A 12916-nucleotide genomic window follows, 5' to 3' on the forward strand; every position below is an offset into this window, starting at 1 on the left:
CGGTCGGTCAGGTCAGCCGGCGCTGACGCCACCGCCGCAACCGGTTGGTCGGCTCCTGGATGGCGGCCATCACCGACTGCATCGACGCCGCCACCGACTTCGCGTGCTCCGCTTCCGCAGGGCCGGTTGCGACCGGTTTGTCGCCCTCCCACCAGATCGGCTGCAGCAGGGCGGAGACGACCGGGATTGCGTGGTCGACGCTGCTGCGACCCCAGCGGCAGGCCCGGTCGATTGAGCCCACCGAAGGTGCCAGGTTGGCGGGGGAGAGCGTCGGGGTGAACCGGACCAGGTGATCGGCGTAGGGCGCGTTGCGCACCATCTGCAACTGGATCGCCTGGGTGATCGGGACCAGCCACAGATGCTTGGGATCCCATTGCGGGTGGAAGCAGTCGAACGCCAGGTAGGCGGCGTTGCGGGTGCCCAGTCGGCCGTCGCGGACGCGTTTCCAGGCCAGTTCGACGGGCACGTTGCTGGCCGCGCCGCCGTCGACCAGCGCACCGACCTCGTTGTCCTCCAGCAGAGCGTCGAGTAGCGGCCACATGTCCGGGTCACGCGACTCGTGGTGCAGCACACCAGGTATCGCGGAGGAGAACGACGCCGCGTCGACGACGTTGACGTCGTAGTCGGGGTTCTCCCCGCCGATGACGATCGGTTTGGTCACCCGCGGGTCGATGAACGCGGCGGTCTGCCACAGTCGGGCGGCCACCTGCGGGCCGATGCCGATCGGCAGGTAGGGCAGGGACCGCAGTTGCAGGGCGGCGCGGCGCTGCTGGCGGTAACGGGACGGCAGTGCGGCGAACGGCTGACGCCGCACGCCGGCGACCACCGCGTCGTAGGGGATGGCGACGTCGGACATGCGCATCGGCTCGCCGTCCTCGCGGCGGAACATCGCGTCGGCGAAGTCGTCGAAGCGCAGCGAGAACAGACCGGTGAGACCGTGCCGGCGACGCAGGGTCTCGGGGCCGAGGATGGCGCGGAAGGTGACCGTCTTGGCCCAGGCGACGTAGTCGTCGATGGGGACCGGCAGGGTGCGGCTGACCACGGCGCTGAGCACCGCGCCGAAGGAGGACCCGATGAGGTAGTCGGGCATGTAGCCGGCCTCCAGCACCCGCTGCATCCCGCCGATGTAGACGAAGCCGGCGCCGCCGCCCCCGCCGAGCACCGTCACCAGCTTCTTGTATCCGACCTCGGCGTTGAGCTCGGCCAGGGAGAACTCGTCGGCGTGCCGTTCGGCGAGCTGCGTGCGCTGCTCGTCCTGCTCGTCGCTGAGGGTCGCCAGTGCCTCACGAGCGGTGGTCAGTGCGGTGACCGGATCGCGTTCCTCGCGCAGCGGACCGAACAGCGTGTCGGCCACCTTGCCGCGCCAGGGCGCCAGCTCGTCGCCGACCGAGACGTCACCGCGCCCGCGGGTGCCGCGGGGGCCGGCCGCACCGGGCTCGAAGTCGGCGAGCCGGGCGAAGTTGAGCAGGTAGCGCAGTTTGCGCAGCTCCTCGGCGGTGAGCACGTCGGGGTGGCGCAGCTGGTGGCGGATGAGCCGGTTCTCCAGCTTCTGCAGCAGTAGCGCGGCGTCGGTGACGTCGAGGTCGTCCTCGACTACCTCGGCGCCGACGTCGGCGCTGTGGTCGACCTCCTCATCGATCTCGCGCGGGGTCCGGCGCCGAGCGACCGCGTCACGCACCGCGTCGGCGAAGGGGATCTCCATGGGTCGATTACCTCGTGGTCGTCACGCTGCGCAGCCCGGGGCGGCCACCGACGGCGAGCCTACGCGGTCGGCCGCTTTTTCCTCCGCACCGGCAGGTGTGGAGGCTGCCGGTGCGCTGATTCCGGAGCTTGGGGGTGGTTGCGGTAGGCTTTCGACCTGCCGCCGGCGTGAGTCGGCGGCACCGGGCTGTGGCGCAGTTTGGTAGCGCACTTGACTGGGGGTCAAGTGGTCGCAGGTTCAAATCCTGTCAGCCCGACCAAGAAAAGTGTGCTTTGAACTGCGAAGACCCCTGGCTAGCGGGTTCGGATTTCGCGGTCGTTGGGCCAATTTCGGGTCACTGCCGACAAGGGCCTCGATCCTCGTCATACGGCAATTGTTGGATCCGGCGTCAACCCCTCATTGGCATCGTCCGAGGGAGGAACCGTTCACACCGATCGAAACGTTGATGAACGGGCCCAACACGCCGTTCTGGAAGCCGGGCGCGGACCCGCACGCAAGACCCTCGCTGAAGCTCGCCGGCTTGGAGCGGGTCCGTAGCAGTCCCGGCTCCCGAAACTCACCGAGAGTTATTTCACGACACCGCGGTACGCCGCCTGACGGGGCGGTTCGGTCTCAATGTGGTCGGGTGCCGGCTCGCTCAGCCAACTTTCGGGGAGTAGAAGTGCGGGCTGTCGCGGTACTGCACCGGCGGCAGGTTACGCGCCGGGGTCTGGACCAGGGGCGCATCCACCGGAAGACGGCCCGAGGCGCGGTCCAACGCCGAACGCTTGCGCGGGTGCATCAACGCGCGCTTGGGACCGTACTTCGAGACCAAGGTGATCGCCTTGCACAGATAGCCGTGCACCCGCTCCTGGCGGGCCGACCAGGTGTAGCCCATCAGTTCGCGCACCGGTGGGTCGTAGAGGGCCACCGTCATGAAGGTCAGGAAACGCTGCATGACCTTGAGGTTCTGCGTCCACAACCAGTCCGGAATCCACTGCATGGACGGGTGTTTGGGCATGGTCGACAAATCCATGACCTCACGAGCCGCCCAGGTGTTCTCCAGGACGTTGCGGCACATGTGGTCCCAGTACTCTTCGAACGCTTCCCAGGTCTTGGGCACCGGGCGCATGCTCATGCCATACATGCGATACCAGGTGATGTGCTCGTCGAAAAGCTGTCGCTTGTCGGCCTCGCTGAGCCCGCCGGCGAACTTCTCGGCGGCCAGCAGCGTGGACTTGAAGAACGTCGCGTGCGCCCAGTAGAAAACGTCCGGGTTCAGCGCGCTGTAGCGGCGCCCCTGATCGTCGACGCCGTTGAGGCCGATGTGGTAGTCGCGGACCTCCTTGCCGGTCTGCGGGGCACGGTAGCCGTCGAACACCACGCCACCGATCGGGTAGATCGACCGCATCAGCCGCGGGATGCGCTCCATGAAGAAGATCGAATGATCCTTGACCGCGGCGCCCAACTGCGGATGCATGTTCTGCATCGAGCCCGCCCAGGTCCCCTGAAACAGGCCCGTCCATTGACCGAAATATTTCCAGGTCAGCGAGTCCGGGCCGAGCGGAACCGGTGGTGAGTCATAGCCACCGTTACTCACCGGGCATCCCGAAGCCATCTCCGCATCACTGGCCGCTGGGCGGTTATCCGACATTTCTTGAGTCACAGCGCGCACTCCCAGATCATCGACAAGAAGTTCTGACAACATGTGTTGTCAGTATGGCCGAGTGTAAGAGTCCGCTCAGTCCGAGTCAACGTCGGGGCGGTTCACCGGTCCGGTATCCCGCCACGCCGCCCTCGGGATGCGCACGCCGATAGAGTTCGAACTGCTCCACCAGTCCGGCCAACCCTAGGCCCGAAACCAAGCATGGCGGCACCGTCGAACCCGGGATACCTCAGCGTCTCCGGAGATGACAGGTGACGGGAGGTGCCGCCCGGTCAGCCGCGCGCCACCCCGGCGATCAGCGCGGCCACCTCTGCCGCGACCGCCAAGGTTTCGTGGTCTTCGGCGGCCGAATAGCGGTCGGCCACCGGGTCATAGGTGGCACCGGCGATCGAGCCGTGGTCGGCGTCCAACTCGACCAACTCCACCGGCCAACCGTTGCCGCCGAGCGCTGCGGCGAACTGCCGACTGACCTCCATCGGGATGACGGTGTCGAAGACGCCGTGCAGCAACGTGAAGGGTGTCGGCTCCGCGCCGGCCGGCAATTCGAGCCCGGGCGGCGTCCCGGTGATCGGGTCCGCGACGACGAACGCCCCGGCAAGACACACCACCCGGGCAAAGCGGACGCCGGATTGGGTGGCGTGGGTGGCCAATCCCGCCGCTGCCGCCCCGCCCATCGACCAGCCGGCCAGGACCAGGTCGTCGGGTTCGGCGGTGCGGGCCCGCGCGGCGTCGAGGGAACGCAGTAGATCGTCGCGCCCGCCATCGTCGGCGTGCGAATTCCAGTCCGGCACCGCCACGGCCAGGCCATGGCCGGCGATCATGGCCGCCAGTGGTCGGACGGCGCTGCGGGCATCGGTCTGCTTGCCGTGCCAGAGCAGAACGGTCGGCCCGCCGGCCTCACCGAAGAAGTCCATGAATCGGTCGGGCCGGTACTCGAAGGTGTCCATCGCGCCAGTCTGCCGCGCCGGCGGCAGGCGTTGTCGGGTGCGGCGACCACCTGAGGATCGATCGTCGTCAGGATCCCGGTTGGTCAAACGGCCGGACCCCCAGTACGGCGATCTGGACCGCAAGGCCGATCACAGTCGCACCAACCAGACGCCGGAGTCCGGGCCGAATCTCGCAGCCAGTGACGGGGACGACGAAGTGGGCCTTTGAGCGTTCGCCGGCCACCTCAGGCTGAGACGGCGAGATAGGGCGCCAGCGCCAGTAGCACCGCGATCAGCGCATAGCCGAGCGTGCGTGTAGGCAAGGCATGGGCGATCTTCCAGCCGATGAGCACGCCGGCCAGCGACGGGACCCCGACGAGCGCGGCGAGGGGCCAGTCGATCGCGTTGCGGGCGGCGTAGCCGAGCGTGCCCACGGTGGCGATCACCACCGACTGGACCTGAGCTGCCGCCAACGCTTCGAGTGTCGGTACACCGACAGCGATCAACAGCGGAACGGTCAACATCGGCCCACCAACGCCGACGACAGCGCTCGCGACGGCCACGGTGATCCCGACTGCGACGACGACTGCGGCGTGCGGGTATTCGACCGGCGCCGACGCGGCCCCTTCGCGTCGCATTCGGTACCACAGCAGCACTGCGGCTCCGCCCACGGTAGTGGCAAGAACGATGCCAAAGGCTCGCTGGGAGACCAGCGAGTTGACCACGACCCCCAACGGCGCCCCTGCCACCGCGGTGGTCGCGAGAACAATCGCGGTCCAGCGAGTCCGAGGCCGGCGCAACTGTCCGGATCGCGTGTAGACGGCGGTGCCCAGGACACCGGTCGCGATATGGATGACGATCGACGTTCCGGCGACCGCGGAGGCCGACAGGTCGGTGAGCGCGAACAGGCCGATGGTGGGTAGCACCCCACCGGGCCCGAGCGCGGTGATTCCGATACCGCCGATCAGGCCGAGCCCGGCAAGCAGTGCCAGCAACGGCACGGCGCTCCCGGCGATCACCAGCTGCGGGCTTCCCGCGACGCCTGGAGCGGCGCGGTGGCGTACTCAAGCGCCAGAGCCCCGCGGATCACTCCGACTCGGTCACCGGCTCGCAGATCACCACCGGGATCACCCGGTCGGTCCAGGATTGGAACGTCGCCCACCGCGGATTCATCGCGGTCACCCGCGGCCACAGTTCGGCGCGCTCCGTCTCGTCGGCCTCGCGGGCACGCATCTCGCGGACCCGGGAGCCGATCTGGACCTGCACCCGGGGATCGGCGCGCAGGTTGAGCAGCCACATCGGATGGGTGGGCAGCCCGCCCTGCGCCGGCACCAACAGCACCCGGTCGCCGTCGGCCAGATAGACCAGCGCGTTCGTTCGTGCCTGTCCGGTCTTGCGTCCGGTGGTGGTGAGCAAACAGACCGGTTTGCCCAGTTCGTGGCCGCCGACCCGGCCCCCCGTGGCACGGTACACCGCGACATTGGATTTCGAGTACCAGCGCATCAGACGCGGTCCCAGAGCAGTGAAGAACGCGGGACGGGTCTTGGGCAGCATGACACCAATTCTAGTCGTGGGGCCGGACAGCCGGCCCGTACGGAAAGTCGGCCGGTAGACGGGAAAACCTCAACTCCACGGGACGTTATTCCCGCGGGAATGCGTTGCGGTGATTGACGTGACCGCGACGTGAGGGAAGGGGTCGCCATGGATATCGACGGGTATGTGGCAGCCATCGCCGGTGCCGAGACGGAGCAGGAGGTCTGCGACCGGCTCACCGCCGCCGGTTACCAGGCAGCGATACAAGACGAGACCGTCATCATCGACGACGGAACCGCAACCGCCAAAGCCGACGGCGGAATCAACAAGATCAACGACGAATTCTTCCTGTGGTGCATCTACGATCAGGCCGGTGAGCTGAGCCGGTGCGTCGCGCGAGGCCCCAACGGCAGCTGTCCGCCCCGTCGCTGACCGTCAGACACCTGCCGAAGGCGTTGGGAAGGAAGCGGTTAAGCGACTTTGCCGTGCGTCGCCGAAGCGCCGATGGCGACCTGGTCATCGCCCATCATGGTGCGCATGAGCGCATCATGTTCGCGGCGGCCGCGTGCGACCGCGCGGTCCATCCCGCCGGGAAGCAGCAGCGCATCGGCGCTGCGGGCGAGGTTGATCGGCAGCCGCACCAGCTGATACCACGGCGGTACGAACGCCGGCAGCCCGAGATCACGCATGGTGTTGGGTCCGAGGAAGCCGCTGGTGATCGAGAGGTGCTGCGCCTTGGCGAGCCTGCGGCGGATCCCGGGCAGGACACGGTAATGCCACTCCAGTGGGTCTTCGGCCATGGGAACGGCGAGCTGCCTGGAGGTTTCGTCGGGTGTCGCGAGGGCGGTCAGCGTGTGATAGAGGATGCGGATGCTGTCGCGGAAGCTGTGCGGCAGCCATTCCTCTTCGATGCCCATCAGCCAACCGACGTAGCGCGTCAGATGCGCGACCGCATCCAGATCGGCGCGGGAGGTGATGATGCCCATGCCCAACATCCCGACCACCGGGGCGATGAGTGCACCGACCATGGTGGCGGCCATGTCGGTCTGGTTGATCGGTAAGCCCCAGACATCGTTGCGCCAGTCGGGCATCGCCGAGACATGGCGGCGCACGAACGAGTGGATCAGCCGCACCCGCACGGTGGCCTGGTAGCCGACTCCACCGGGCAACAATCCGTCTTCGACCATCACGTCCATCGCCCACTGCATGGTCTCGGCGAACCGTTTGTTGGAACCCTTCTCCAGCACGCCGGTGCGCAGCAAGGTCTGGTTGAAGCTGGCGAATTGATAGCCGCCCAGAAACGACACGTCCCGGGCGATGTACATGCCGTCGGCGCCGCCGCGGCGCAGTGCCCGCTGACCGCGCCGCAGAACGTCGGCGTCGACCCACTCCGGGGTGGACTCGATGTGGGTGAAGAACTCCCGCAGCGCGTCGGGAGCTTCGGGCACCGCCGCGATCCCGACGCTCAGCGCGCGGTCGAACAGCGGGCGCATCTGCTTGCTGCCGGCCGCCGACATCCACTCGACCAGGTCGTCCATCGGCCGGTCACCGACGGTCAACCGGGCGCCGAGGCGCTCCCACTGCTCCGCCGTGGGCTTTCCGATGCCCAGCAGCAGCGCGAACGCGCGCACCGGGGCGGGCACCGGGCGCGGCTGGTCAGGGTGACGGCTGGGAAACGGGCGGTTCATGTGCACCCTTCGGTCGGCGTGGGCTATTTTGGAACACGTGCGTGGTCAGAACTTAGGCAGCCCGTCGCGAGGCTGTCAATGACGCGGGTCGGCGTGGTCCGTGACTACGGCGGGGTCAGTGCCGCCGACCGTCTCGCCGATCGGCGCGCCCGACTGGTGTCCGCCGCGCGCGCGCTCTGGGGCGAATCCGGGATCAACGAGGTGACTGTCCGCGGCGTCTGCAGCGCCGCCGGGCTCATCCCACGCTACTTCTACGAACAGTTCACCGACCGGAGCGCGTTGCTGTTCGCGGTAGCCGACGAAGTCCGTGATCAGATGCTCGAGGCGATGACCACCGCCGGGCTCACCGCGCCGGGCACGGTCGCGGACAAACTCCGTTCGGCGTTGACCGCCCTACTCGACCTCATCGCGGCGGACCCACACGTCCATCGCATCGCCACCGGAGACGTCGGGGGCGTCGCCGGACTGGCCGAACATCGAGCCCGCATTCTGACGATCGTCACCGATGTGATCGTTCAACGAGCCCCCGACGTGCTCAGCGGCGAGGCACCCGATCCTGTTCTGCTGCGGCGTAATGCGCTGTTCCTCGTCGGTGGGACCAACCAGCTGATCTCGGCATGGCTGGAGAATCCGGCGGAGAGCACCGCTGAGCTCGCAGCCCACTGCACCGAGTTGTGCCTGTCGGTCATCCGCGGCGCTACCCGCTAGTAGGCGTCATCTGAAAAACGGTCTCTACCAGCAGATTCGACTGTCACAAAGAGTCCGTCAGCTAGATTAGGTTATGGCCGAAGAGAAGATTCACAAGGAAGAACGTCTACTGAGCCGTGCCGATGTCGCGGCCGAATTGCGGCGTCTGGCCGACGAGCTGGAAGCCGGCGGCACCATCACCTACGGCACCGGCGGCAGTCTCACCGTGCCGGAACAACTCGAGCGCGAATTCGAGATCGAACGCGAAGACAAGGGTGGCAAAATCGAATACGAGGTCGAGATCGAGCTGAAGTGGTACGAGCCCAAACAGTGACGCTCGCCACCGTTCCCACAGGCCCGGTCACGCTGGGGCGATCTCGCCGCCGTCGGTAGGCTCGCACACGGTGCAGCGACGATGCGCTGCTGAGACCGAGGAGGCCCGATGCCGGGACGCGAAGACGTTCTCATCAGCGCGACGGAGTTGGCCGAGCTGCTCGACGCCGAGGCGCCGGTCACGATCCTCGACGTGCGATGGCGTCTGGACCAGCCCGACGGCAGCGACGACCACCTGAACGGTCACATTCCCGGCGCGGTGTATGTCGCCTTGGAAGACGACCTCAGCGACGCCCTCCTCGACGGGCGCGGGCGGCACCCGCTGCCGCGCGGCACCGACCTGCAAGACGCCGCCCGACGCTGGGGCGTGAGCGAGGGCGTACCGGTTGTGGTTTACGACGACTGGAACCGCGTCGGATCGGGCCGGGCGTGGTGGGTGCTGACCGCGGCCGGCCTCACCGATGTGCGCATCCTTGACGGTGGACTGGGCGCATGGCGGGCGGCCGGTGGCCGGATGGAGACCGGACCCGTGCAGCCGCAACCAGGAGACGTGACGCTGTCGCAGGACGATTTGTACTCGGGCAGCCGGCTGACGATCACCGCGCAGCAGGCGGCCGACGGCGTAGTGACCCTGCTGGACGCCCGGCCGCCGGAACGTTACCGCGGCGAGAACGAACCGGCCGACGCGGTCGCCGGACACATCCCCGGCGCCAAGAACCTGCCGTTCGCGGCGGTCCTGGCCGACGACGGCACCTTCCTCGACGACGACACCCTCACCGCGTTGCTCGCCGACCGCGACATCAACCGGCACGGCCAGGTCGGCGTCTACTGCGGCTCAGGGGTCAGCGCGACCGTGCCGATCGCGGCGATGGCCGTGCTGGGCCGGCACGCGGCCCTGTTCCCAGGCTCGTGGTCGCAATGGAGTTCCGAGCCGGACCGCCCGGTGACCCGCGGCGACGAGTAGCCGCACCGCCCGGCCCGGCGGCTACGCCGACCGAGAGGGCGTCAACGCCAGGCACGCAACCTGTCCCGGATCACCGCTTGAGCGGTGACGTCGCAGTGGTTGTAGCGCAGGCACCACTGCCGGGCCTCCTCGGCGCCGGCACCGCCGGCGCGGGCGGCCTCGATCCAGCGCATCGACGCCAGCCCGCCGGCGTCGTCGACCTCCCACCGATACCCGAAGAGTCCGGCCACCCGCTTGATCGACCCGGAGGTGCGGCAGAAATACTGCGTGCTGAACCACCGGTGCAGGTCCTCGGTGAGGCCGTCGAGCGCCGAGTGCACGGCCGGGAACCGCTCGGTGCGGCTGATCTCCGGGTGCGACCAGTGGAAAACGCGGACGGACCGACCGTGCCGGTCGGCTTCGGCGCGCAGCGCCGCGATGCGTCGCGCGAACTCATCGGCCATCACTGCCTCGGTGTCGTCATCGAGCGGTTCGAACGACACGATCGGCTCGTAGCGCGCTGTCGTCTCGTCCTGGCCCTCCCGGATCCGCAACCCCCACTGATAAATCCGGCCGTCGAAGTCCCACTCGATGTCGAAGTCGACCTCGATGTCGGCGCTGGGCACTTCCGGCAGCGACGTACCCACCAGTTCCAGGTCCACGCCACGCATCCGCATATCCGCGCGGCGGATCACCGCCGCCAAGCGCTTGGCTGAGCCGGCGGTGCCCACCGACTGCGCGCGGAACTCCTCGGCGGACTCCTCCGGATCGATGCCGGCCAACCGCTCGACACTCAATCGACCGCCATCGCCGTGGCGGGCGTACAGGTACCGCCACTGCCGGACGTTGAGGTGGCCGGTCTCGGTGGCGAACGAGGCATCCTCGGCGCCGACGACCTGCGCGCAGTGCTCGAACCACTCACAGGTCGCGCATTCATCGATCCGGTACGGCCGGACGAGTTCGTCGCCGCTGCGCGCCGCCGCCGCCACCTGCTGCCGAAACCCGAACTCGTGGTCGTAACGCTGCAACGGCGAGCGGTTCCGCCGGCGCGTCGGACTGGAGGCCGAGTAGGTCTGGATCGTCTCGGCCGCCAGGTCATACCAGGTGATGCCGATGTGCGCTCCCGCCAGCGCCGAGAGGTCGGACGTGCCGATGATGCCGCCGACGGCGACGCCCGGATGCCGGCCCAGATCCTGGAGCATCCGGGTGTAGTGGGCCAGCTGCAGGACGTCGTCGTGCCACGACTTGCCCTTGTTGGAGTAGCCGGCGCACCGGAGCCGGTCGGTGGGCCCGGCGAGCGGGGACACCTCGACCTCTGCGTTGCGGCCGGCGGCGGTGATCGTCTGGTGGTTTTTGATGTCGACCGGCAGGTAGCCGCCGGCGTACCGGATGAGCACGTCGGGAGCACCGGAGCGCCCACCGACATCGGGCAGACGCGCCCCGACGATCATCGTCACGCCACGATCCATCGCGTCGACGGCGGCGTCCGGCGAGCGACCATCGAGGATCACGACGTCGGGGGAGGCGCCGTGAGAGCGACGGATCTCCTCGATGATCCCGGCTTCGAAGACGCGGCCCTGCTCGCGCATCGCGCGGACATCCGCGGAGACCTCGACCACTTCGGTGCCCCCGGGGACATGTTCGTTATGGGTGCGCCGGGCGCACTTTTTGGCCGGGTAACTGCCCAAGGTCAGCGTCGTCATGGCGAGCCTTTCTCGTGGTGGTGAGTTTATCGGCGCCGGCCGACACCGCGGTGTCCGCCGACCGCGCGTAGCTGGGAGGATGGGCCGATGCTGGTGGCGAAGTCGGTCGGACTGTTCGCGGTGGCGGCACTGTTCGAGATCGGTGGCGCGTGGCTGGTCTGGCAGGGCGTCCGCGAACACCGCGGGTGGCTGTGGATCGGTCTGGGTGTGATCGCGTTGGGCGCCTACGGTTTCGTCGCCACGATGCAGCCGGACGCGCATTTCGGCAGGATCCTGGCGGCCTACGGTGGCGTCTTCGTCGCCGGATCGCTGGTCTGGGGAATGGCGCTGGACGGGTTCCGCCCCGATCGCTGGGACGTCGTGGGCGCCCTGACCTGTCTGGTCGGTGTCGGCGTCATCATGTACGCGCCGCGGCCACGGTGACGGCGGCAACCGATGAGTGAGCGCGATCGGCTCCGCTGGGATGAGCGCTACGCCGCACGAGCCGCGCCATCACCCGGGACGGTCGAGGTCCCCGCGGCGTTCGCCGGCCACGCCGAGACCTTTCCCACCAGCGGGACTGCGCTGGACCTGGCGTGCGGTGCGGGGGCCGGATCGGTGTGGTTGGCGCGTCGCGGACTGGCGGTATGGGGCGTCGACGTCTCTCCGGTGGCCGTCGAGCAGGCCCGCGACCTCGCGGCCCACGGTGGAGTCGCCGACGCCTGCCGCTTCGATGTCGTCGACCTCGACGCGGGTCTGCCACCCGGACCCGCGGTGTCGGTGGTGCTGTGCCACCGGTTTCGGGACCGCCGGCTGGACGCGCAGATCGTGGAACGACTGGAACCGGGTGGACTGTTGGCGATCGCGGTGCTCAGCGAGGTCGGTGCCGCACCGGGGCGACACCGCGCTGCCCGTGGTGAGTTGGCTACGGCCTTCGCCGCACTGCACCCGATCGCCGGTGGCGAGGCCGATGGTGAAGCGTGGTTATTGGCTCGACGTTGACGTCGAACATGAATCGATGGCAGCGTTCGAATGAAGCCGTGATGCGACGCCACCGTTATCGCTCGGCAATTCCAACGGTCGGGAAAATGTCATAAGTGCATATCCTAGCCGCGCGGAAGATACTGGCTGACCTGGTGATATACGCAACCTTCGGTTCGTTTGGCGACCGAAAATGTAGCCGAACGCATTTTCGGAAGTGAACGTGAGGGTCGCCACAATAATTGGTGGACTGCGAATTGTGATTGTTAATGTCTCGCGCTGTGTTCGTACTGGCTTCGATTATGTCGCTGATCAATCAGGTGGCCGGCACGCCCTATGTGCCGGGCGGGGACAGTCCGGCCGGCACCGACTGTTCCGGCCTGGTGTCCTGGGTGGCCAACACCGCTGCCGGACGGCCGGCGTTCGGCGACCGGTTCCACACCGCCAACGAGGAGGCCGCGCTGCTCGAGCGTGGCTTCCAGTACGGCACCGCCCCCAACGCACTGGTCATCGGCTGGAACGCCAACCACACCGCGGCGACCCTGCCAGACGGAACCTCGGTCTCCAGCGGGGAAGGCGGGGGAGTGCAGATCGGCGGCCCGGGCGCCTACCAGCCGCAGTTCACCAATCACATGTTCTTGCCGATGGACGGGTGGGACCAACCGGCCGAGCCGCCTCCTCCGCCGGACGCGCCGCCGCCACCACCGGATCTGCCGCCTCCGCCACCACCGGATCTGCCGCCTCCGCCCCCGCCGGATCTCCCACCGCCGCCGCCGGATGCGCCGCCGCCGCCGGA

The 12916-nt window shown here is 68.2% G+C and carries 14 protein-coding genes and 1 tRNA gene; 8 read left to right on the forward strand and 7 right to left on the reverse strand.

Annotated features, from left to right (window positions below):
• Positions 1-7: 7 nt before the first annotated feature.
• Positions 8-1702, reverse strand: a complete 1695-nt coding sequence (locus AWC30_RS10180; RefSeq protein ID WP_085110079.1) for a patatin-like phospholipase family protein — start codon at positions 1700-1702, stop codon at positions 8-10.
• Between the two features lie 182 nt (positions 1703-1884).
• Here AWC30_RS10180 and AWC30_RS10185 point away from each other — a divergent pair.
• A tRNA-Pro gene (locus tag AWC30_RS10185) sits at positions 1885-1961 on the forward strand.
• Positions 1962-2339: 378 nt separating this feature from the next.
• Here the strand turns inward: AWC30_RS10185 and AWC30_RS10190 are convergent.
• From AWC30_RS10190 to AWC30_RS10205, 4 genes are all read right to left on the reverse strand, one after another.
• Positions 2340-3335 (reverse strand): oxygenase MpaB family protein, encoded by a 996-nt coding sequence (locus AWC30_RS10190; protein ID WP_109562012.1) that lies wholly within the window; start codon positions 3333-3335, stop codon positions 2340-2342.
• 284 nt (positions 3336-3619) lie between these two features.
• Entirely contained in the window at positions 3620-4294 is a 675-nt protein-coding gene (locus tag AWC30_RS10195; RefSeq protein WP_085110081.1) for an alpha/beta hydrolase family protein, read from the reverse strand.
• A gap of 224 nt (positions 4295-4518) precedes the next feature.
• The gene (locus AWC30_RS10200; RefSeq protein WP_234808030.1) at positions 4519-5274 is read right to left on the reverse strand and encodes a sulfite exporter TauE/SafE family protein; all 756 of its coding nucleotides are present in this window, start codon (positions 5272-5274) and stop codon (positions 4519-4521) included.
• An 85-nt stretch (positions 5275-5359) separates the two neighbouring features.
• On the reverse strand, positions 5360-5827 hold the full coding sequence (locus tag AWC30_RS10205) for a nitroreductase family deazaflavin-dependent oxidoreductase (protein ID WP_085110082.1): 468 nt from the start codon (positions 5825-5827) through the stop codon (positions 5360-5362).
• 147 nt (positions 5828-5974) lie between these two features.
• On the opposite strand from AWC30_RS10205, the gene AWC30_RS10210 reads away from it, so the two are divergent.
• Positions 5975-6238, forward strand: coding sequence for a hypothetical protein (locus AWC30_RS10210; protein WP_085110083.1), 264 nt, complete (start codon positions 5975-5977; stop codon positions 6236-6238).
• Between the two features lie 38 nt (positions 6239-6276).
• Here AWC30_RS10210 and AWC30_RS10215 read toward each other — a convergent pair whose 3' ends face one another.
• The gene (locus AWC30_RS10215; RefSeq protein ID WP_085110084.1) at positions 6277-7494 is read right to left on the reverse strand and encodes an oxygenase MpaB family protein; all 1218 of its coding nucleotides are present in this window, start codon (positions 7492-7494) and stop codon (positions 6277-6279) included.
• 78 nt (positions 7495-7572) lie between these two features.
• Between AWC30_RS10215 and AWC30_RS10220 the strand changes: the two genes are divergently transcribed.
• The 3 genes from AWC30_RS10220 (at position 7573) to AWC30_RS10230 (ending at position 9478) form a co-directional block, all read left to right on the forward strand.
• On the forward strand, positions 7573-8202 hold the full coding sequence (locus tag AWC30_RS10220) for a TetR/AcrR family transcriptional regulator (RefSeq protein WP_085110085.1): 630 nt from the start codon (positions 7573-7575) through the stop codon (positions 8200-8202).
• A 73-nt stretch (positions 8203-8275) separates the two neighbouring features.
• A complete protein-coding gene (locus tag AWC30_RS10225; protein WP_085110086.1) occupies positions 8276-8515 on the forward strand; it encodes an amphi-Trp domain-containing protein in 240 nt (79 codons plus the stop codon).
• Positions 8516-8623: 108 nt separating this feature from the next.
• Entirely contained in the window at positions 8624-9478 is an 855-nt protein-coding gene (locus AWC30_RS10230) for a sulfurtransferase (RefSeq protein WP_085110087.1), read from the forward strand.
• 41 nt (positions 9479-9519) lie between these two features.
• On the opposite strand, the gene AWC30_RS10235 is transcribed toward AWC30_RS10230, so the two are convergent.
• A complete protein-coding gene (locus AWC30_RS10235) occupies positions 9520-11160 on the reverse strand; it encodes a ribonuclease H-like domain-containing protein (RefSeq protein WP_085110088.1) in 1641 nt (546 codons plus the stop codon).
• A gap of 87 nt (positions 11161-11247) precedes the next feature.
• Between AWC30_RS10235 and AWC30_RS10240 the strand changes: the two genes are divergently transcribed.
• From AWC30_RS10240 to AWC30_RS17815, 3 genes are all read left to right on the forward strand, one after another.
• Positions 11248-11583 carry a YnfA family protein gene (locus AWC30_RS10240; RefSeq protein ID WP_085110089.1) on the forward strand — a complete coding sequence of 112 codons (336 nt, stop codon included), beginning with the start codon at positions 11248-11250 and terminating at the stop codon, positions 11581-11583.
• A gap of 12 nt (positions 11584-11595) precedes the next feature.
• The gene (locus tag AWC30_RS10245; protein ID WP_085110090.1) at positions 11596-12141 is read left to right on the forward strand and encodes a class I SAM-dependent methyltransferase; all 546 of its coding nucleotides are present in this window, start codon (positions 11596-11598) and stop codon (positions 12139-12141) included.
• A 248-nt stretch (positions 12142-12389) separates the two neighbouring features.
• Positions 12390-12916: C40 family peptidase (locus tag AWC30_RS17815; protein WP_234808031.1), on the forward strand; the 527-nt coding region annotated here is incomplete at its 3' end.

The organism is Mycolicibacillus trivialis (genome assembly GCF_002102395.1).
Classification (GTDB): domain Bacteria; phylum Actinomycetota; class Actinomycetes; order Mycobacteriales; family Mycobacteriaceae; genus Mycobacterium; species Mycobacterium triviale.

Excerpts from the sequence above, each read along its gene's own strand:
- AWC30_RS10180 (WP_085110079.1), bottom strand. The coding sequence starts at position 1,702 with ATGGAGATCCCCTTCGCCGACGCGGTGCGTGACGCGGTCGCTCGGCGC.
- AWC30_RS10230 (WP_085110087.1), top strand. The coding sequence starts at position 8,624 with ATGCCGGGACGCGAAGACGTTCTCATCAGCGCGACGGAGTTGGCCGAG.
- AWC30_RS10220 (WP_085110085.1), top strand. The coding sequence starts at position 7,573 with ATGACGCGGGTCGGCGTGGTCCGTGACTACGGCGGGGTCAGTGCCGCC.
- AWC30_RS10240 (WP_085110089.1), top strand. The coding sequence starts at position 11,248 with ATGCTGGTGGCGAAGTCGGTCGGACTGTTCGCGGTGGCGGCACTGTTC.
- AWC30_RS10225 (WP_085110086.1), top strand. The coding sequence starts at position 8,276 with ATGGCCGAAGAGAAGATTCACAAGGAAGAACGTCTACTGAGCCGTGCC.
- AWC30_RS10190 (WP_109562012.1), bottom strand. The coding sequence starts at position 3,335 with ATGTCGGATAACCGCCCAGCGGCCAGTGATGCGGAGATGGCTTCGGGA.
- AWC30_RS10205 (WP_085110082.1), bottom strand. The coding sequence starts at position 5,827 with ATGCTGCCCAAGACCCGTCCCGCGTTCTTCACTGCTCTGGGACCGCGT.
- AWC30_RS10245 (WP_085110090.1), top strand. The coding sequence starts at position 11,596 with ATGAGTGAGCGCGATCGGCTCCGCTGGGATGAGCGCTACGCCGCACGA.
- AWC30_RS10210 (WP_085110083.1), top strand. The coding sequence starts at position 5,975 with ATGGATATCGACGGGTATGTGGCAGCCATCGCCGGTGCCGAGACGGAG.
- AWC30_RS10215 (WP_085110084.1), bottom strand. The coding sequence starts at position 7,494 with ATGAACCGCCCGTTTCCCAGCCGTCACCCTGACCAGCCGCGCCCGGTG.
- AWC30_RS10195 (WP_085110081.1), bottom strand. The coding sequence starts at position 4,294 with ATGGACACCTTCGAGTACCGGCCCGACCGATTCATGGACTTCTTCGGT.
- AWC30_RS10235 (WP_085110088.1), bottom strand. The coding sequence starts at position 11,160 with ATGACGACGCTGACCTTGGGCAGTTACCCGGCCAAAAAGTGCGCCCGG.